Source organism: Pseudarthrobacter woesei (assembly GCF_055412745.1).
Map to the genome: position 1 here is coordinate 110,535 of NZ_JBVAYU010000010.1, position 18,297 is coordinate 128,831.

At 64.2% G+C, this 18,297-nt stretch carries 20 protein-coding genes and 1 pseudogene; 11 read left to right on the forward strand and 10 right to left on the reverse strand.

From position 1 onward, the window contains the following. Positions 1-295: 295 nt before the first annotated feature. The gene (gene arsB, locus ACZYZE_RS14735) at positions 296-1,393 is read left to right on the forward strand and encodes an ACR3 family arsenite efflux transporter (protein WP_463908479.1); all 1,098 of its coding nucleotides are present in this window, start codon (positions 296-298) and stop codon (positions 1,391-1,393) included. A gap of 33 nt (positions 1,394-1,426) precedes the next feature. Next, positions 1,427-1,846, forward strand: coding sequence for an arsenate reductase ArsC (locus ACZYZE_RS14740; protein WP_459318070.1), 420 nt, complete (start codon positions 1,427-1,429; stop codon positions 1,844-1,846). Between the two features lie 88 nt (positions 1,847-1,934). On the opposite strand, the gene ACZYZE_RS14745 is transcribed toward ACZYZE_RS14740, so the two are convergent. Next, a complete protein-coding gene (locus ACZYZE_RS14745) occupies positions 1,935-2,657 on the reverse strand; it encodes a DUF2306 domain-containing protein (protein ID WP_463908482.1) in 723 nt (240 codons plus the stop codon). A 108-nt stretch (positions 2,658-2,765) separates the two neighbouring features. Between ACZYZE_RS14745 and ACZYZE_RS14750 the strand changes: the two genes are divergently transcribed. Continuing rightward, entirely contained in the window at positions 2,766-3,506 is a 741-nt protein-coding gene (locus ACZYZE_RS14750) for a TetR/AcrR family transcriptional regulator (RefSeq protein ID WP_463908484.1), read from the forward strand. Between the two features lie 420 nt (positions 3,507-3,926). Continuing rightward, entirely contained in the window at positions 3,927-4,571 is a 645-nt protein-coding gene (locus ACZYZE_RS14755; RefSeq protein WP_463908486.1) for a dienelactone hydrolase family protein, read from the forward strand. 442 nt (positions 4,572-5,013) lie between these two features. Here the strand turns inward: ACZYZE_RS14755 and ACZYZE_RS14760 are convergent, their stop codons facing one another. Both ACZYZE_RS14760 and ACZYZE_RS14765 read right to left on the reverse strand, forming a co-directional pair. After that, positions 5,014-5,958 carry a hypothetical protein gene (locus ACZYZE_RS14760; RefSeq protein WP_463908487.1) on the reverse strand — a complete coding sequence of 315 codons (945 nt, stop codon included), beginning with the start codon at positions 5,956-5,958 and terminating at the stop codon, positions 5,014-5,016. A gap of 67 nt (positions 5,959-6,025) precedes the next feature. Then, positions 6,026-6,328, reverse strand: a complete 303-nt coding sequence (locus ACZYZE_RS14765; protein ID WP_459318094.1) for a DUF4193 domain-containing protein — start codon at positions 6,326-6,328, stop codon at positions 6,026-6,028. A gap of 425 nt (positions 6,329-6,753) precedes the next feature. On the opposite strand from ACZYZE_RS14765, the gene ACZYZE_RS14770 reads away from it, so the two are divergent. Both ACZYZE_RS14770 and ACZYZE_RS14775 read left to right on the forward strand, forming a co-directional pair. Beyond that, complete coding sequence (locus tag ACZYZE_RS14770) at positions 6,754-7,092, forward strand: YnfA family protein (RefSeq protein ID WP_463908489.1); 339 nt, start codon at positions 6,754-6,756, stop codon at positions 7,090-7,092. A 106-nt stretch (positions 7,093-7,198) separates the two neighbouring features. Then, positions 7,199-7,734, forward strand: a pseudogene (locus ACZYZE_RS14775) (DsbA family protein); the annotation flags it as partial. A 334-nt stretch (positions 7,735-8,068) separates the two neighbouring features. Here ACZYZE_RS14775 and ACZYZE_RS14780 read toward each other — a convergent pair. After that, positions 8,069-9,277, reverse strand: coding sequence for an alanine racemase (locus ACZYZE_RS14780; protein WP_459318076.1), 1,209 nt, complete (start codon positions 9,275-9,277; stop codon positions 8,069-8,071). A 305-nt stretch (positions 9,278-9,582) separates the two neighbouring features. On the opposite strand from ACZYZE_RS14780, the gene ACZYZE_RS14785 reads away from it, so the two are divergent. From ACZYZE_RS14785 to ACZYZE_RS14805, 5 genes are all read left to right on the forward strand, one after another. Then, positions 9,583-9,909 carry a GYD domain-containing protein gene (locus ACZYZE_RS14785; RefSeq protein WP_459318077.1) on the forward strand — a complete coding sequence of 109 codons (327 nt, stop codon included), beginning with the start codon at positions 9,583-9,585 and terminating at the stop codon, positions 9,907-9,909. A 793-nt stretch (positions 9,910-10,702) separates the two neighbouring features. Further along, complete coding sequence (locus tag ACZYZE_RS14790) at positions 10,703-11,614, forward strand: metallophosphoesterase family protein (RefSeq protein ID WP_463908505.1); 912 nt, start codon at positions 10,703-10,705, stop codon at positions 11,612-11,614. Positions 11,615-12,434: 820 nt separating this feature from the next. Continuing rightward, complete coding sequence (locus ACZYZE_RS14795; protein ID WP_463908491.1) at positions 12,435-12,767, forward strand: hypothetical protein; 333 nt, start codon at positions 12,435-12,437, stop codon at positions 12,765-12,767. A 316-nt stretch (positions 12,768-13,083) separates the two neighbouring features. Then, positions 13,084-13,518 (forward strand): DUF6855 family protein, encoded by a 435-nt coding sequence (locus ACZYZE_RS14800; RefSeq protein ID WP_463908493.1) that lies wholly within the window; start codon positions 13,084-13,086, stop codon positions 13,516-13,518. A 189-nt stretch (positions 13,519-13,707) separates the two neighbouring features. After that, complete coding sequence (locus tag ACZYZE_RS14805; RefSeq protein ID WP_459318082.1) at positions 13,708-14,106, forward strand: sensor histidine kinase; 399 nt, start codon at positions 13,708-13,710, stop codon at positions 14,104-14,106. 63 nt (positions 14,107-14,169) lie between these two features. Here ACZYZE_RS14805 and ACZYZE_RS14810 read toward each other — a convergent pair whose 3' ends face one another. From ACZYZE_RS14810 to ACZYZE_RS14835, 6 genes are all read right to left on the reverse strand, one after another. Beyond that, positions 14,170-14,550: a VOC family protein gene (locus tag ACZYZE_RS14810; protein ID WP_459318083.1), complete on the reverse strand. Its 381-nt coding sequence runs from the start codon at positions 14,548-14,550 to the stop codon at positions 14,170-14,172. A 333-nt stretch (positions 14,551-14,883) separates the two neighbouring features. Beyond that, on the reverse strand, positions 14,884-15,186 hold the full coding sequence (locus ACZYZE_RS14815) for a hypothetical protein (protein WP_459318084.1): 303 nt from the start codon (positions 15,184-15,186) through the stop codon (positions 14,884-14,886). 146 nt (positions 15,187-15,332) lie between these two features. Beyond that, positions 15,333-15,800 (reverse strand): SRPBCC family protein, encoded by a 468-nt coding sequence (locus tag ACZYZE_RS14820; RefSeq protein ID WP_463908495.1) that lies wholly within the window; start codon positions 15,798-15,800, stop codon positions 15,333-15,335. Between the two features lie 144 nt (positions 15,801-15,944). Beyond that, positions 15,945-16,271: a YciI family protein gene (locus tag ACZYZE_RS14825; protein ID WP_463908497.1), complete on the reverse strand. Its 327-nt coding sequence runs from the start codon at positions 16,269-16,271 to the stop codon at positions 15,945-15,947. A gap of 485 nt (positions 16,272-16,756) precedes the next feature. Then, positions 16,757-17,734 (reverse strand): TIGR03086 family metal-binding protein, encoded by a 978-nt coding sequence (locus ACZYZE_RS14830; RefSeq protein ID WP_463908498.1) that lies wholly within the window; start codon positions 17,732-17,734, stop codon positions 16,757-16,759. Next, entirely contained in the window at positions 17,734-18,075 is a 342-nt protein-coding gene (locus tag ACZYZE_RS14835; protein WP_463908500.1) for an ArsR/SmtB family transcription factor, read from the reverse strand. The genes ACZYZE_RS14830 and ACZYZE_RS14835 overlap by 1 nt, the downstream gene beginning before the upstream one ends. Between the last annotated feature and the right edge of the window lie 222 nt (positions 18,076-18,297).

Below are 18,297 nucleotides of genomic sequence, written 5' to 3' on the forward strand. Positions count from 1 at the left end.
ATTTGCCAGGTGTTTACACGCCGGGACCTGCGAGGCCTCACGGGCCTGACGCCGTTTGCCACCCGCATGATGCTCTGATCCATGGCTCGTTCGACCGGAGCAGGAGGCCAACACCGCTGCTGCCATCGCCCATGCCCGGGCCGGCAGGCCGCGTTGGGCACGGGTTCCAGAGTTTCAGCAGGGTTCATCGTCAAAGCGCCCACAGATTGACATTCATCGATATGGTTGGGAATACTTCATATCGACATTGATCAATCTTTCGTCCGGCAGCACAGCTGAACAGCACAGGAGTCCCGTGAGCACCCAGACCGACCCGACGCCCACCCTTGATGGCGGGGCTGCCGTCGTTGGCAAACTCTCTACCCTGGACCGCTTCCTGCCGGTGTGGATTGTTGCCGCCATGGTCCTGGGCCTGCTGCTGGGCAGCTTCATTCCGGGGCTGAACACCGCACTCGAGGCGGTCAAGGTCGGGGAGGTCTCACTGCCGATCGCCGTAGGGCTGCTGGTGATGATGTACCCGGTGCTCGCGAAGGTCCGGTATGACCAGGCGCACCGCGTCGTCGGTGACCGCAAACTGATGTTCACCTCACTGGTCCTGAACTGGGTCCTGGCGCCGGCGTTCATGTTTGCCCTGGCCTGGATCTTCATCCCGGACCTGCCCGAATACCGCACGGGGCTGATCATCGTGGGCCTGGCCCGCTGCATCGCCATGGTGATGATCTGGAATGACCTCGCTTGCGGCGACCGCGAGGCCGCGGCCGTGCTGGTGGCCATCAACTCCGTTTTCCAAGTCATCGCGTTCGGAGCCCTCGGCTGGTTCTACCTGCAACTGCTACCCGCCTGGCTGGGCCTGCCCACCACCAGCGCTGATTTCTCGTTCTGGGCCGTCACCGCCTCCGTCCTGGTATTCCTGGGTATTCCGCTTCTGGCCGGATTCCTCACCCGCACCATCGGCGAAAAGGCTAAGGGCCGCGACTGGTACGAAGGAATATTCCTGCCGAAGCTGGGCCCGTGGGCGCTGTACGGCTTGCTCTTCACCATCACCCTGCTCTTCGCCCTGCAGGGCGGCACCATCGCCTCCCGCCCGCTCGACGTGGTCCGGATCGCCCTGCCTCTGCTGGTCTACTTCCTGGTGGTCTTCGCCGCCGGGATGCTGATCGGAAAGTGGCTGGATCTTGGCTACGCCAAGACCACCACGCTCGCGTTCACCGCCGCGGGCAACAACTTCGAACTCGCCATCGCGGTGGCGATCGGCACCTTCGGCGTCACCTCCGGGCAGGCCCTGGCCGGCGTCGTGGGCCCCTTGATCGAAGTCCCCGTTCTTGTTGCACTGGTCTATGTGGCCCTCTGGGCCCGGAAACGCTACTTCACTTCCCCCGCCGCGTCCCTCTAGCCGCCCCATCCCCGCAATCCCCAGGAGACCCCAATGAGCACCGAAACCGCCAGGAAGCCTTCAGTCCTCTTCGTCTGCGTCCACAACGCCGGCCGATCCCAGATGGCCGCCGCCTTCCTCACCACCCTCAGCGGAGGGCTGATCGAGGTCCGCTCCGCCGGTTCCCAGCCCGCCGACAACGTCAACCCGGCCGCCGTCGAGGCCATGGCCGAACTCGGTATCGACATGTCCGCCGAAATCCCCAAGGTCCTCACCACCGAAGCGGTCAAGGAATCCGACGTCGTCATCACCATGGGCTGCGGCGACACCTGCCCGATCTTCCCGGGCAAGCGCTACGAGGACTGGGAACTCCAAGACCCGGCCGGCCAGGGCGTCGAGGCCGTCCGCCCCATCCGCGACGACATCAAGGCCCGCATCGAGGACCTGATCGTTTCCCTCACACCCGCCACGTAGCACCCCTAGGGGTATTCAATAGCTAAAGTTGGGGCGCCGGCAGATCGGCGGTCGCGGCCACCCGCCAGCGCCCCCACGCGGCGGCCCGTCATCGTGGAAGCCCGGCACCGGCCCCGACGGATCGGCCAACGGACCGGCCGGCAGGACGGGGCTTCCGCATGGACAGCCGGGCGCGTCGATGGATGATGTACTCGGCCACCGCGAGGTTGATCACCCAGGTCGCCGCCATCAGCAGGGCCCTGGTCACCTCGTCGGGTGTGCCCACGAGCAGCATCCAAGGAAGGATCACCAGAACCTGGGTTCCCGCGGCGACGCCGATTGCATAGCCGCGGGTCATCCAGGCGCTGTGCCGGACGAAATCCCGGCGTCGGATCGCGACGACACCCAGGACGATGCTCACCAGCATTGCCGAGCCGAAGAACAGCCGGATCGGGACGTCGGTGTCGCCATCCGGGAGGGGGTAGAAGGCCGACATCCACAGGCCGGAGAGTGCAGCGAAGAGGCCTGCCGGAATCAGGATGCTTCCGGCGATGCGGTGCCAGCCGCGCCTGCCGCGCAGCGCGGGAACGAACTGGAAGGCGCCAAGGAGGCTGTAGACGGTGACGCTGACAATGTGGATCACCACAGGGATAGGGGAGGCAAAGAACCGCGCGTTCTGCGGCGTGATGGCGGCACCCCCGGTCAGCTCCGTCAGCCGCGATGCCCCGGCGATCACCGGAATGAGGCTGAGGAGAATCAGGGCGGCAGGCACGGGCCACTGGGGCCCGGGGTGCCTGGCTGGCCGGAGGGCGGTGCTGGGCTTTGTTGTCATTGGCCTGGTCCTCAATTCAGATGGTGTACGGCGTACACCCAATGGACGCAACGGTAGGTGTACGCAGTACACTTGTCAAGAGGGGGCCGCTAGGGAAAGGTTGTCGGGATGACTCAGCAGCTGGAGGCCACCCGCCGCACGCCCTTAAACCGGGAGCGCGTGCTGCAGGCCGCCGTCGCACTCGCTGATGAAGTGGGCTTCGAGCCGCTCAGCATGCGCAAGCTCGCCGAGGAGCTCGGCGTGGTGCCGATGGCGCTCTACAAGCACGTCGCAAGCAAAGAGGAGCTTCTCGACGGGATGGTCGCGAGCCTCATCGGCGAGATAGATCCCCCGGTTACCGATTCGGACTGGAAGAGCGCCGTGCGGTTGCGGGTACTCTCGGCGAGGCGGGCACTGCAGCGGCACCCGTGGGCTCGTCAGGCGATCGAGTCCCGAACCAACAAGACGCCCGCCGTCCTTGACTACATGGAATCCTTCACCGGCATGTTCCTGACCGGCGGTTTCTCGGCCGATCTCACGCACCACGTGATGCATGCCATCGGCGGCCGGATGTGGGGCTTCACCCAGGAACTGTTCGAGGACCCTGCAGTCCCAGCGGGACCGACGGCGGAGTCCCTGGCGGACGTGCCGCCGGAAGCCCAGGCCGCCATGTTCCAGCAGATGGCCGCGCGGTATCCGAACATCGTCGCGATCGCCACGTCCATGGCCCACGACGAAGGATCGGTCGTCGGGCACGGCTGCGACGACCAATTCGAATTCGAATTCGCCCTCGACCTGCTCCTCGACGGCTTTGAGCGGCTGCACGAGCAGGGCTGGTCGTCTCGCCGGGCCAAGTCGGACGGCAGCTAGGCGGCGGGCCAACAAGGCGCGCCTTGTCTGATCCCTTGCTTGACTAGGGACTTCGGAGGAGGATATGCGCACACTCCAGGAGGCCCTTCATGACCAAGCTTGGCAAGTTTGAGAAGTACCTGATCGAGGAATTCTTCGACGACTACCGTTCCGGCGCCATGAGCCAGCGCACGTTCACCCGCCGGGTGGCGTTCATAACCGGCAGCATGGCCGCGGCATCTGCCGCGATGCTGCTGGTGGGTTGCACACCGGAAGAAGTCCCGCGCAGCACCGACCCCATGCCAACCCCCAGCACCTCGTCGTCGGGCGTGGGGACCGGCGCCGCCTCCGCCGGCCCGGTGCCGGGGGCCAGGAGCCCCCTCTCCGTTCCTGACGGTGCGCCGGGTCTCGAGACGGAAACGGTGCGGTCCAGCCGGCGGGATGGACATCAGCGCCTACCTCGCCCGGCCGGAGGCAGGTTCACCCGGCCCAGCTGTGCTGATCTGCCACGAGAACCGCGGGCTGACTCCGCATATCGAGGACGTGGCACGCCGCTTCGCCAAGGCCGGATATGCCGGCCTTGCGCTGGACCTGCTCAGCAGGGAAGGGGGCACCTCGAAGCTGGACCGCGACGCCGTCCCCGGGGCACTGACGGCGGCCGGCGCCCAACGCCATGTCTCCGATTTCTCCGCGGCTTTTGATTACCTGCAGTCACAGGACTTCGTCGACGGGGGCCGGATCGCCATGACCGGATACTGCTTCGGCGGGGGCATCACCTGGCAGTCCGCGACGGAACTGCCCGGGCTGAAGGCGACTGCGGCGTTTTATGGACCCTCCCCCGATCTGGAGAAGGTTCCGGCGATCAAGCCGGCGGTCTTCGGCGTCTACGCCGAACTCGATCAGCGGATCACCGGCGCATTGCCGGCGCTGCGTGATGCTCTGGCCGCTACGGACGTACGCCACCGGCTCACCGTCTATCCCGGCGTCGACCATGCCTTCCACAATGACACCGGGGAGCGCTACGTTGAGGCGCAAGCCACAGCCGCTTGGAACGACACGCTGGCCTGGTTCGCCCAGTACGTCTGAGCACGGTGTTGCACAGCTTATAACCAGGGTTTACCTGCCCTGTCTTGTGAGACCCCGGGAGCCTGCAACACACTGGATTTCACCAGATGAACAGATCCTTCGCGATCGTTCGACCAGCGCTGACTGTGCCACGAGCAGCGGGACACAGTCGCAGCTACGCGTTCCGGCCTGACCCGCGGTATCTACGCCGAGAGCCAGGCTCCGCAAACCGGGAGGATTGTTATGGCCGGCACGTTTGAATTGTTCATCGACGCGGAGTCGAATTTCCGGTTCCGGCTCACGGCACCGGCCGGCGCGGCCTACAACCATGGGGCAATGACTCTGGCGACCACCAAGTGGTGGCCAAATCCGGCCGGGTGTCCGCGCCCAGCGCATTGCCCGTCAGTTCGTTCATCAGCGCCTCCTCGCGGCCACGAGACCTCGGGGCGGGCTATGGGCGCGCTCAGGTCTCATACCACCGCAGGACCCGCAGCGACCGCAGGGTGTTCCATCGGCTGGGCTGGCCGTCGCCGTCCTCTAGCTCGAAGTGGATCTTTCCCGGATGGGTGTTTTCCAGCAGCCAGGTACCGTCTGGCAGCTTCTTCGATCGAAGCAGCTCAATCGCATCGGCCACTCGCGGGTCGGGCGGACCACCGGCGGACCGGAAGTACTCCAGGGCCCGGAGCACGTCGTAGTGCCAGCGGGCCGGATAGGTGAACTCCAGCCAGGCCGGGTCAATGACCACGCCGGTGCTTTTACGCCGGAACAGCCGCCGCTCGAGGAGATACTCCTCGCCCCGGCGCCGCGCTTCGATGGATGCCGCTGTGCCGCCGGTTGCCCGCTCATGGGCGAGCAGTCCTTCGAGCACGTTGATCGTTGTCGCGGCCGACGAAACAACCGCGCCGTACTCCGCCCAGCAGTTCCACCCGCCGTCGTCGAGTTGCCCACTGACAAGCCGGGCGACGACGCCGTCGACGTCCTGGCCGAAGTAGGCGCCGAGCCCCACGGCCATGCCGTTGATGCAGGGTTCCACCTCGCCGGTGAAATAGGGCTGGCCGCCCTCCTCCCAGCGGCAGTTGTCCCGCACCAGCGCCACGCTCCGGCGCATGTGGTCGTTTGCCGGGTCGACGCCGAAGTCCCGCAACTGCAGGAGGCTGTACGTGGTCGCAGTCCACGGCTGGCTGCCGTCGTCGAACGCATCAGGATCGCCGACTTGCGCCGGGAAGTACGCTCCCCCGGCCCATTGGCCGTCCTCCCCGCGCACGGCAAGCAGCCGGGCGCCCCACCCTTCGTTGGCCACGCGTGTCCGCTCGGCAGCCACGACGCCGGCCGGGGCGCCTGCAAGGTCGCGCAGCGCTTGCCAGCGAACGGAAGGATCAGAATCCAGCAGCCAGTCCAGCACGGTCATGCGCTGATTGTAGTGCCGGCAACGTTTCCTTCACATAGCCTGGTCGGCGACAACGCCGGCCCGCGCCTTAGCCTTCGCAGTCAATGCAGTAAGCGTGGCCGTTCTTCTCGCGCGCGATTTGGGAGCGGTGCCGGACGAGGAAGCAGGAGTAACAGGTGAATTCGTCTTGCGCCTGAGGGATGACCTGGACGATCAGTTCCTCGGCAACGAATTCTCCGCCAGGGGCAATCGAACCGTCCAGCGAATCCGCCTCATCCAGATCACGCACCACACTGCGGGCGTCCGGAGCATTTTCAGATTGCAGCGCCTCCAGGGACCTGTCCTGCGATTCCTTGACGTCGGAACGTACTTCATCGTAATCGGTTGCCACTGCGGTATTTCTCTCTTCTTCGGATTGCTTGTCGGATAGATACTCAACAGACAGGACTGCCCCGATATTCCCTCCCCGCCGGATTTCTTCGGATCCTGACCCGGGCAGGAGCCGCCGCCGGGCAAAGCCCCGCAAAAAAGCCATTTGTACATTCGTTAGGGTTGAGACTAGATTCGGGCGATGTTTCTTTGGGGGAAATTATGAACAAAGCGCAAAGGCGCGCTCACGTGGAGCCGCCGTGTCGAGAGTGCGGCGCCAGGGTGATCCCGATCTGGAAGGACGAGCGCTCCGTTGCGTCGAACCAGCCCGACTGGCGTGTGAGTGCCCGTCAATGCAGCCGCCAGGCCTGCGGCCTCAATAGCTCCCAGAACTGGCGGGAGTCGTGAGGCACGGCCGTCCGGCAACAGCCCTGCAATGATGGGTTCGTGACTATCGCAAAATCAGTCCTGCTGTTCGTGCTCGCCGCCGCAGCTGAAATCGGTGGCGCCTGGCTGGTCTGGCAGTCGGTCCGCGAAGGCAAGGAGTGGTGGTGGGCCGGGCTGGGTGTCCTCGCACTCGGAGCGTACGGCTTCGTTGCGACCCTTCAGCCGGATGCGCACTTCGGTCGCATCCTGGCTGCCTATGGCGGCGTCTTCGTGGCCGGCTCGCTCGTGTGGGGCATGATCTTTGACGGATTCCGGCCCGACCGTTGGGACACCATTGGCGCGGTGATCTGCCTGCTCGGCGTGGCCGTGATCATGTTTGCGCCACGGAGCAGCGGCTAGGCAGGGGCACTGAACAATTTTCCAAATTCATCCGTCGCTGTAGTTAGGATCCATGCCGACCCTCGCGCGTGCCCCGGCCCTGGCCCGCTTCCGTGGCACACCTGGCATGACCGACCTCCAGTTGGGACCGGACCCCGTCCGCTGCGCTGTGCTCAGCCGGCGCATCCGGCTCTTCGCCGCCGCGGTGGGGGTCGCCGTCGCAGCCGGCCTCATCTGGTATGCGGTCTTCACCGCGAACAAGCCAGCCCCGGTGGCTCCGCAGCCGGCTGCCCAGGCGCAACTGGTCCGCGAGGACAGCCATCGCCTCACCTCCCCCGCAACCGAAAAAGCCCAATTGGTCGAGTTCCTCGACATCGAATGCGAATCCTGCCGCGCCGCCCATCCGCTCGTCGAGGAACTCAAGGAGGAGTACGGCGACCGGATCACCTTCGTGAACCGCTACTTCCCCTCCCCGGACACCGGAACTCGGGTACCGCTGCCCTGGCGGTGGAGGCTTCCGCGCAGCAAGGCTTTTAAGAGCAGATGGCAGCGAAGCTGTTCGAAACCCAGACCCAGTGGGGCGGAAAGCAGGACTGACAGGCACCCGTGTTCCGGAGCTACGCGCAGGAACTGGGACTGGACCTGGCCCGGCACGACGCCGCAAGGTGTTTAATGGTAATAGTGGCACCGCCCATGAAGTTCACGGTGCGGGGCTGGTTGCATGTTGCTTGCCGGTGCTGTGGGCTACGGCGCGAAACGGGGCCGCCGACGCTTGAGAGCCCTCTGAGACCGGGGTTCTCTCCCCCAGCCGTCGTCGGCCCCTTTGGGTTTCCCTGCCGCCGCTGGCCCCTGCGGCAGTTCGCGGATCCGCTCCCGGTCCGCCCCGGATTCGGCCAGGCGTTGCGACCGGGCTGAGTTCCCGGCTCCGTGCGGCTCCTCCTGTTCAGGGCACGCGGCCGGCAGCGCTCCCCGGCAGTTGGGAGTATGCCCGGGCTGCTCACGATTGTTTGGTCGTTACGAGCGACGACCGGTGGAAGTCTGTGTGCCACACCCCGAGGCCTTGTCCGTTGCCGTCGGTAACAACGTATTCTGGCCAGCGATCGAAGGCGGAGCAGGGGTGGGAAATCCCAAAGTCCACTACATCCGTAACATCCAGTCCGTTCACTCCGGTGACGACGGTGTGATGGTCGAAGAGATTGCCCACAACGGCGGTGGCACCCTTCTTGGTGGCGCCGCCAGCGGTGCGGGCGGAAAGGAAAACGGGCAGTCCGGCGTCGTAGGGAAGGTCCCGTTTGCCAGCGCCGACGACGGCGACTCCCTCCTCGGGGGTGGACAGGACGACGGCCCGGACGGAAAGCGCCGGGATGAGACCCGGAACTGGACTGACGCTGGCGTAGGTGCCGTGATCATGGGTGACGTAGCAACCTGATCGGAGGATCCTCCTGGTACCGGGCACCTGGCTGTGGTCGGGAAGGTGTTCCACGACGCGGTCAGGAAAAGCGGACCCGCCCATGGAGTAGACGGGGGCGGTGGTCTCAAAGTACTTTGCGGCTACAAGATAAGCGTCGCGCACCAGCCTGCAGTGCCGGTCGACGGCGTCGATTGTCGATTCAGCCCTGCTGTTGGGAACGACGCCTTCATACCCGGCAACGCCTACGAGCCTAAGACCAGGCGCACCATGGACCAGCTCGGCGATGCGTAGAGCATCGTGGAGGCTCCGGACTCCTGTGCGCCCGCCTGGCGTTCCGACGTCGATCAGCATCTCAAGGCTGACGGTCGCTCCCGCGAAAGCCTTGGCTGCCGCCTCGATACCGGCCGCCGAATCGACGAAGCAGCGGATTTCCCGCCCGGCATCTTCCTCCAGCCAGGCACGGAGGCGCATGAGGCCGTACCGGTCGACAATCTCATTGGCGACGAGAATGTGACGATGTCCCCAGTTCAGTGCTGAACTGACTTGGTCCACGGTGGCGACGGTGACGCCGACGGCGCCGGAAGCCACCTGACGCTCAATGATCGGAGCCGACATCGTCGTCTTGACATGGGGAGCCAGCTCCACGCCCAGGCGCTGACACCAGGAGGCCATCACGCGGATGTTGTTTTCGAGGGCAGCAATGTTGAGCCGCATCTGTGGATATGCCGGGGCGGTGAACATCTCTGCGGAGAGATCTCCCCCGGGTTCGTCGTGACGGCTGATCGGGCTGCTCACAAGGCTCCTTTGCAGTCATGGGACAGGTCCCCGCTCGCCGGGCCCGATGTGCCCGATGTGCGCGATGGGTTGATTGTGTCATGCCGGATTCAGGTCCGAACCGCCCCGCCCGCCGCATGCTGTTTCGCTACGGCGCGGCCAACTGCCGATCCTCGACACCCTCATCCAGCCCCACAGCAGCATCGGCCGCTGACGAGTGCGGCTTCCTTTCACCTCATCAACTGTCGCCTGCCATTGCTGGTCCGGCACCAGACTGCCATTCTTGGGGAATCCGCACTTCCGGCTGCGAAGGAAAGGGAAAGACGATGCCGCTCTATCTGTCGAAGTTCAGCTACACCCCGGAGACCTGGGCCAGGATGATCAGCAACCCGGAAGATCGGGGAAAAGCCGCCCAGGCATACATCGAATCGGTCGGAGGAAAGCTCCATGGCTTCTGGTACGCGTTCGGCACCCACGACGGCTACAACCTTTGGGAGGCCCCCAACAACGTATCCATGGCCGCGGTGGCGCTGGCAATCACGGGAGGCGGTGCGCTGAGTTCATTGGAAACGACCGTTCTGTTAACGGTCGATGAAACGTTGGAAGCCCTGCGGATGGCCGGGGACGTCAAGTACCGGGTTCCCGGTTCCTGAGGATCCCCGCCCCAGCCACAGGGAGGGCCTTGGGATCTTCGCCGCTGATCTGCTGAGCCACCTGACAGTTCATATGAAGCTGCCAAGCGGTGAAGAACTGCACCTCATGATCGCCGCCAGCGCCGAGGCTCTGGGCGATCGTCGTTCTCGTTGGGACGCTCGTCGTCGTCGGCTATCTGGCGATCCGGCGACTCGAGCTGCCGGTCCGTCACAAAACTGTCATCGTGTTCGCCGAAGTGATCTTTTGAGCCTGCTGGTCATCGGACTGGAGATACCGGCCCACAGCCTCTGACCGCAGTGGCCGGTCTCCTCCCACGCGGCTTCCCGTTTGCCGAAGCCGTTGGTCGTCCGGGTTGTTAGGCGGCGAGAGAGTATGCCGTGGGCGGCACCCACGCGCCCGACGGCGTCGAACGGGCCCTAAAGCCAACGGTTGTTCGATACGGTGCCAGAGACGTGGAGGCAGACGGAACGCGGTCGTCTCCCGCCGGGATCTGACAAGGCGGCCGGGGTTACTTATTGCAGGCATTCGGAGATAATAGGCTCAGACCAGGCGCTTGTCCGTATTCTGCTGCCCACGGGAGGAATAGTGGCTCCGACATCCGTGAAACGAGGAACGGGAGGCATGGTCACTTGCGTTCTTGTATGTCTGGCAGTGCTGACCGGATGTGAGTCTAGCCCTCCGGAGCCTCCGCCCAGTCCTTCGGTGACGCTCGGAACTCCCCAACCATCGCCGTCGTTCGTTTCGCCAACTCCAAGCTCGCTGCCCATCCCTCCAGTGGGGCCCGATGGCTCGGTGCACTTCACAGCGCAGGGAGACATCGGCGTCGACGACGGCGCCAGGAAAGTACTGGACACCATCGCCGGCCTTCAACCGCAAGTGAATCTGGCCCTTGGTGACTTCACCTACAAGGCCGGCATCGAGCAGCGGTTCTGCGACATGGTTAAGGGCAAGCTGGGTCAGGAATTTCCCTACCAAGTAATTACGGGCAACCACGAAAGTGACGGTCACGATGGTGACATCGAAAATATCGTCCGGTGCCTACCCAACAGACTTCCGGGCATTCAGGGGAAATACGGAACGCAATGGTTTGCGGATTTCCCGGAAAAAGATCCCATGGTGCGTTTTGTCATGGTCTCACCGGGCATCGACTTCAAGGACGGAAAGCCCCTGGACTATTCGAGGGACAGCGAACGCTGGCGCTGGACCGTGGACGCCATCGACGGGGCCGCGGCGGCCAAGATTCCCTGGACTGTCGTCGGCATGCACACCCCATGCCTGAGCGTGGGCAGATACCAGTGCCAGGCCGGCAAGGACTTGACCAACATGCTGATGGCCAAGAAGGTCGATCTGGTGTTGTCCGGCCATGAGCACCATTACCAGCGCACGCACCAACTGGGGCTCGGCACTTCCTGCCCGGATCTGCTCCCCCAGGCCTTTTCGGCGGGCTGCCTCACCGATACCGATGCCAGCATGGTGCAGGGCGCCGGAACCGTGTTTGCCACCGTGGGAACTGGTGGCAGGGAACTACGCGATGTGCAGGCCAAAGACTCCGAGGCCCGATACTTCGCGGCGGTGTCAGGCAAAAACCGAAATCCTGCCCTGGGCACCCTCGATGTGACGGCAACGGCAGACCGGCTCTCCGCCCGCTTCGTCCCGGCCGAAGGGTACGACTTCACAGATTCCTTCACCATCGAGCGGCGGTGAGCATAATACCCGGTTTCTGCCGCAGCCCCACAGCAGGGACTCGAGTTTAGGGGCTTGCGGTCCATCGCCAATCCGCGGTTGAGTCCTCCAGATTGGTCCTGCAGTACTTCCGCCCGGTCTTCGAATCGTTGTTTCCCACTTTGTAGACGAATTCGATGGCGGGCTCATAGCCGGTTGCGCTTTCCGGGAGCGTGATCTGTTTGGTCTCTCCGAGAAATTCGACTTTAACCAGCGTGACTTTTTGGGGTCGCAGCTGTCCGGGCGCAGGGGTTGCGTTCATGCGGCGGACATCGCACTTTGCCTCAGTGGGCGGCGATCCGCTGATCGATCCCGGGCTGTTCCGGAACCAGCGTCCCACCGGCGGGCTCAGCGTATTTTTCGCTCAATTCCTCGTGCAGGCCGGCGTGTTCTTTACAATCCCACTGTTCCTGTCGGTGGTGTTGGAGCTGAGCGCGTTGGAGACCGGGATACGCATCTTTCCGCTTTCCGTGGCGCAGATTCTGTCCGCCGCCGGAATCCCGAAGTTCCGGCCGCATGCCAACCCCCGCCGCGTCGTCCGGCTGGGGCTTATGCTGAGAATCGTCGGCATCCTCATCCTCGTGGCGGGTCTGGACCCCGGGTGCGCATGCGGGCATTGTTGCCATCCCTATGCTGCTGATGGACTTCGGCTTGGGGGCGCTGTCCTCCCAATTTGGTGCCATCACAGTGTCCGCGGTCCCGGACTCGCAAAGCGCATAGGTCGGCGGATTGCAGAATACGGCCAACTAACCTCGGGGCATCCCTCGGAACCGCCCTGATCGGGTCCGTACGCATCTCCACCTTGAGCACTTCGTTCATGGCCGGCATCCAAAACAACCCCGCCGTTCCAAGCTCCATGCAGGAGCAAGCCTCGGTTCAGCTGGCCAGCGGTGTCCCCTTTATCTCCGACACCCAGCTCCAAAGCGCACTGGACAACGCCGAAGTCGACCAGGCGACGGCCGACGCGATCATGTCCGTCAACTCCGACTCCCGTCTGGAGGCCCTACGCAGCGCACTGGCACTCACCGCACTGCTTGCGATTGCCGGACTTTTCATTACCGGACGCCTCCCAACGGTGGCCGTCGGCGCACCGGACCAGTCCCCGCACGTTGCGCAGCCCGCCGAACCCGGCTAGGTGGCTATAGGTTCCGCCGGTCCCCGCTGGCAAAGGACCGCGCGGCGGTTTACGGCACGGTCTCCGCCCAACGAACGGGTTCGTCACCTAGGGCGGCGCCCAAACTGAGCTCACGTTGGCAACCGCCGTCCGGCGCAACGTCGTCCCCGGTCCCGAAGGCCAGAAGGTCGGGCGTGCGAAGTACGCGGCCAGGTCCAGGCCCGGCGGCAGCGGTACCGGAAGAATCGGCCCCCTGCATCCTCGCCTTGGGGCCGCGGGACTCGGTAGGCTCGATCCAACAGCGCCGGAATACCGGCCCGACCTAGGCAGGTACACCATGGCAACTGGCAGCAAGCAGGATCCCTGGACGCTCAAGACGGCCCCGGGAACGTCAGACTACTCGATGTACCGTGATGAGGATACCGATCCACCCGCCCTCGTCTGCCAGGTGGGGTCAACTACACTCAAGTACCACCTCCGGGCCCTGGATGATCTTCACCAGTGGCTCGTTGAGCAGGCTGGCTGGGTGCCGTTGGGCGCCGCCGACGAGAACAAGCCCGCCGCCGAGGGAACCGTTGAAGCGTGGGGCCGGGACCCGGAAAACCCGGTTGGCGGTTGGTACGGGCTGCGCAAAGGCTATCGGGGCCGGTTCGGCATGTACCTGCCGCCCCTTCTTGAGGCCCTGGGACTGGCGGAACTCACCCACGACAAGCGCAACAACAGTGTCCGCGCCATCATCGCGGACGCGCCGGGCCCGGCAACGCCTGCCTAACCCGACACTCTCGGTGCCCCGCCACAGTTAGACGCAGGCCTCCAGATACATTGTCCGCGGCGTGGCACAAGAAAATGCCAAGAATGCAAGCGCACAGTTAGGAATATGAAATCAGTACTAAGCGATGAAGTTGTCGCCGTACGTGGCGTCCTCACTGATACGCATCCGGTCGATTTTCATACTCTTGGAGTGACCGGCGCAATTGACCGATTGACTCTTCCCCTTCGCGAACGCGGAACGGTCGTGCATCTGGAGACTCCGCACCACGGGATGGAAGTGGACCGGCAGTCCGCGGAGCTTCTGTACCGGTCGGCGCAGGAGCTCCTCAGCAATATCCATAAATTCGCTAAAGCATCAGCCGTGACGGTCCGGCTGGGCTGCGTCACCCACGGCATGAGCCACGCCGTTCAGCTCAAAGTGACCGACGACGGCGGCGGTTTCGACGCACCGGCAGCCATGATCGGCCGGCACACCGGCATGGGACTGCGCCTCATGCGCCTGGCCGTCGGCCTTGCGGGCGGCGAGATGATCATCGATTCGTCCGCCACCACAGGGACCTGTGTGACGATATCGCTGCCCCTGGACTAGCCTTTGCGGCCGGACGATCCTCCGTTACCAAAGGCTCCGCTGGCCATCAACTGGGCGGCAGGGCTACTGGCGCTGGAAGATGTTGAGAATGTTGCCCTCGCTGTCCGTGAACCAGGCAGCCTTCCCCACCGGAGTTGCCGCGATACCGTTCTCAGTCTTCAGTCCCGGAAAATCGTATTCCTCGAAGGCGACGCCGCGGCCCCGCAAATCCTCGACCTCGGCCTCGATGTTGTCCGTCCCCCAGCCCATCTGGGTGTTTTTCGCGGTGCCTGCATTGTCGGTCTTGTAAAGCAGGAAAGACGTTCCGTTCGCGCAGCGGTAGAGCAGGTTCTCCTCGTCCATGGCGTCGGCGGGCTCGAGGCCCAGCACGTCCCGGTAGAAATCTCTTGCCCTCGCGATATCCTTCGCGGGGAGGACCGCAATGATGTCGAGTTCCTTCAGCATGACTTTTTCTCCCTCTTGATCGGCGTTGATCAGGTTCCTGGAAGCAACCCCAAGCTGCCATCCACAACGCGACATCGCCCGCCGGCAGGTCGGCGAACCCGGCCACGTTGTGCCGGCCTCGGGCCCCACATTCCCGGATCATCAACATAATCAGCATCTGCGACGGACATCACGCAACTGCTCCTCGAAGGTGCTGATGCGCACCATCGTAGGCGTCCGGCCTTGGGAGTCAAGAGCCGGAGGAAACCGCCCCATGCCGTGCGTGAACCTCGTGACCGAGGATCCGGTCCCATGTGATCCGCGAAGGGCGACTCGACGGCACAGCGCCGGGGGTTAAGGACCGGCCACCGTCTCGACGGCGATCGTCTCAATTATCCGGGTCGATGGCTCACCGACCAGTGCCGGTGCCGTCACCCCCGTTTTCCACGTCTCATTCTGCAGCCGGGCAAGGAAATCCACGGCGGCCTCCTGCGTATCGAAGTCCATCTCCAGCATGACGTAGTCTTCCTGGTCGAGCGGCCGGGAGATCCGGTACGACCGCACCCCCGAGGCGGCGCGGTTCAGCGGGTCACTGTCGAAGGCCCTCCTCCACATTCCGAAATCCCGGACCAGGTGTTCTATCTGCAGGGTAATCATGGCGGTACTCCTGTCGACGGTTCCTCACGCCCAACATTAGGCCCCGAAGGCCGATCCAAGTAAGGCCACGCGCACGGGCATCGAACTGAACGAGGCGATGTTTCCTTGGCTCAAATCGAGTTCCGGCATGCCGGCCGGATTCCTGCTCACGCCTTGCGCTGCGAGACGGCGTCCGTGAGCGACGCCAGGCCCTTCTCAAAGTCCGTGCCGACCATCTTGTCCATGTTCATGAACAGGGCGAAGACCTTGCCGATGCCTTTGTTCTCGCCGGTCATAGTCCAGGTCACCTGGGTCCCGCTGCCGGCCGGCGTCAAGGTGAACGTGGTGGGGTTGAGCGCTTTGAAGGGCTTGGTGAACTCAAGGCGGATCCTGATGGTGTTCGGCGCCGTGGACTCGACGATCTCCATAGTGCCTGAGCCCGCCTTGCGGTTGCCGCTCCAGGCGTACTTGGCGCCGACGCCGGAGTCATTTCCGGAGTAGCTGCGGTCCATCGCGGGATCCACGGTCTCCCAGGGGGACCACTTGGTCCACTCGTGGAAGCTGTTGACCAGGGGAAAGATGTCTTCGGACGGGGCCGGGATGACTGCGTTGCGGGTGACTTTGTAAGTAGACATGGGGCAATCCTAGGGTGTGGCCGGTCCCGCTGGATACGGGACCGGCCACGGCGGCGCTCCCAGCCCACTTCCACGACCGTTTGCCGTTCGTGGAGCCGGCTGACAGGTGCTCCCAGACGGGGCCGGACCACTTCTGTTGTGAGACTACATCTCACCGAGTTCGAAGATCTCCAGGGTGAATTTTCCGTTGCCATCGGAGAGGAACGGGTGGCCGTCAGCCAGGGTCGTGGCGGCCGCGAGGTTTTCGGCTTCCACGATCGAGTACCCGTTCAGGTCCGACGCTTCGGCCACCGCCCCGTCATCCACCACCGCTGTGCGGGACGGAGCGAACGGTGCGCCGGCGTCGAGCAAGGCAGGGCCGATTTTCTCCATCCAGGCGCCCCAGGCGGCCATCTGCGCCGCTGACTGCTCCTCGCTGAACTGGTCCATTGGTGTGGCCGGACCCTTGTAAAGATAGATGAACCTGCTCATGACATGTCCTTTCATCAGGGTGTTCGCTGTTCGTACGGCGTCGCATGGATGCTGCGGCCGCCCCTGCCTGCGCGAATCACAACGGGCAGAGATTTCTCGCGGCAGGCCGCCGTCGCGCGGGCAGGCACGACGATCGAACCACCTCCAATATTTGTTTCAGCTTGGCGAGGTCCCGTTTATGGCGTGGCGCATCATGGGGGCCATCAGGAGATTCACGACGGCGGAGAATCCCGCCGGCTTGCCGGTGTTGCGCAGCCTGCGGGTCCAGGTTCCGGCCCACCAAGTGCGCACAGAAGGCCAGGCGGGAGCCGACCACAAGGGGCTGCAACGATTCCCAGCTGACTGCCTTGATGTTCGTGGACCACTCGGGGGCGTTGTCGGGGTCCGAGGCATAGCGGTCCACCACCACGCGCGGCCGGTGGATGACACTCCCTGTTCGTACGTCAACCATGGCAATGTCCCTATCTACGGGTATCCGCGGAGAATCAGATGCCGGCAACCTCGCGGCCGGTGAACGCGATGAGCCGGTCAAGGCTCAGCGCCGATTCATCGACGAGTGTCTCCTCGGCGAAGCTGGTGCCCCGCATCTGCGCACTGATGGTGTTCCGCGCGAGTCCAAGCACATAGTCGGAGAGCACCGGTGACACCGTGAGTTCCTGGCCGGTGGCCGTCGCGAAGTCCCAGGCGTGGACCAGCAGTTCCAGGTTCAAGATGTTCGCGACCAGCGTCGCCGGCAACTCGGCGAAGCCCATGTCCAGGTTTCCTGCCAGGCCGCGGGTGCGGAAAGCTTCCAGCGTGAGCTCGGAGGCGTCGGCGATCCGGGCCTCCGGCGACGCCGTCGGCCGGGCAGGTACGGCGACGCCGAGCGCCTTACCGATCGATGCAATCGATCCAAAGAGATGTTCCAGCAGACCGGCAACGGTGAAGTCCTCGCACGGCGTGCGGGCGTCCATGTCCGAGTCCTTGAGCCCCCGCAGGACGCGCTGGGCCACGGCAAGGGCGGCTTCGGCACTGGAAAGTTCGTCGATCGGATCCGGGGCAGCCGACCACGAGTCGGCTCCGGCGTCGCCGCTCGTGGCCAGCAGGACGAGGCGTGCCAGGAAGTGGTTCCAGCCCTCGGCATGGCCGACCTCCTGCTCTGCCGTCAATCCCTCGTGGATCAGCTGGACGGTGGTTCCGCCGTCGACCGCTTCCAGGTTCACCGTGACGGTGGATGCGCCCGGCGGCAACTGGCTGTCACCTTCCCAGCCCCAGGTGTAAACGACCCGTTTTCCGGGCTCGACTTCCGTGAAGGTTCCCATCGCCGAATGGCCGGGAGTGACGGTCCACCGGTAGTCGCCGCCGACGCGAAGGTCAACTCTCGCCGCGACAGCCTTCCAGCGGCGGAGCCTCTCCGGTTCCGTGATGAGAGCGAAGGCGGTATCCGGATCAACCGGAAGGAACACAGTTTTGTTGAATGGCATCAGGGATTCCCTTGGGATGTTGGGGGCTGCAGCCGGCCGGCGTCGGCCACCAGCAGGTCCAGTTCGTTTGTCCAGAAAGAGTCAAATTGTTCGCGCAGCCGGACCATCCCGGCTGCCTCTATGCGGTAGAACCTGTTCCTACCGTCTTTCCTGGCGGAAACGAGTCCGACATCGGACAACAGCAGCAGATGTTGTGAGATGGCCGAGCGGCTCACCGGAAAGTGGGCAGATAACTCGGTCACCGTCATCTCCCCCGCTGCCAGGAGACGAAGCAGTGCTCGCCTGTTCGGCTCCGTGGCAACTTCCAGAAGATCAGGCACATTAAATACGTTAGCCGCCACTAACGCATTTCGCAAGCCCCCCGGCCATGTTGTTGTGAGTCGTATGGTGGCCCGACCTCCCACCAGCACGATGCAGCAGATGTAACGGATTGGTGACGGATTGGTGACGGTGCCGGGGTGACCCATCCGGGACGTCTCTGTTGCCGAAGTACTCCTGACAGACAAGCACCGTCCCCGCCCGAGTCACTCGGTAAGCACCACCGTCGGGAACGGACACCCCCA

Coding starts and splice junctions, on each gene's coding strand:
- ACZYZE_RS14755 (WP_463908486.1), top strand. CDS start 3,927: ATGGACATCAGCGCCTACCTCGCCCGGCCGGAGGCAGGTTCACCCGGC.
- ACZYZE_RS14815 (WP_459318084.1), bottom strand. CDS start 15,186: ATGATTACCCTGCAGATAGAACACCTGGTCCGGGATTTCGGAATGTGG.
- ACZYZE_RS14750 (WP_463908484.1), top strand. CDS start 2,766: ATGACTCAGCAGCTGGAGGCCACCCGCCGCACGCCCTTAAACCGGGAG.
- ACZYZE_RS14830 (WP_463908498.1), bottom strand. CDS start 17,734: ATGCCATTCAACAAAACTGTGTTCCTTCCGGTTGATCCGGATACCGCC.
- ACZYZE_RS14745 (WP_463908482.1), bottom strand. CDS start 2,657: ATGACAACAAAGCCCAGCACCGCCCTCCGGCCAGCCAGGCACCCCGGG.
- ACZYZE_RS14820 (WP_463908495.1), bottom strand. CDS start 15,800: ATGTCTACTTACAAAGTCACCCGCAACGCAGTCATCCCGGCCCCGTCC.
- ACZYZE_RS14800 (WP_463908493.1), top strand. CDS start 13,084: ATGGCAACTGGCAGCAAGCAGGATCCCTGGACGCTCAAGACGGCCCCG.
- ACZYZE_RS14760 (WP_463908487.1), bottom strand. CDS start 5,958: ATGACCGTGCTGGACTGGCTGCTGGATTCTGATCCTTCCGTTCGCTGG.
- ACZYZE_RS14825 (WP_463908497.1), bottom strand. CDS start 16,271: ATGAGCAGGTTCATCTATCTTTACAAGGGTCCGGCCACACCAATGGAC.
- ACZYZE_RS14810 (WP_459318083.1), bottom strand. CDS start 14,550: ATGCTGAAGGAACTCGACATCATTGCGGTCCTCCCCGCGAAGGATATC.
- ACZYZE_RS14740 (WP_459318070.1), top strand. CDS start 1,427: ATGAGCACCGAAACCGCCAGGAAGCCTTCAGTCCTCTTCGTCTGCGTC.
- ACZYZE_RS14785 (WP_459318077.1), top strand. CDS start 9,583: ATGCCGCTCTATCTGTCGAAGTTCAGCTACACCCCGGAGACCTGGGCC.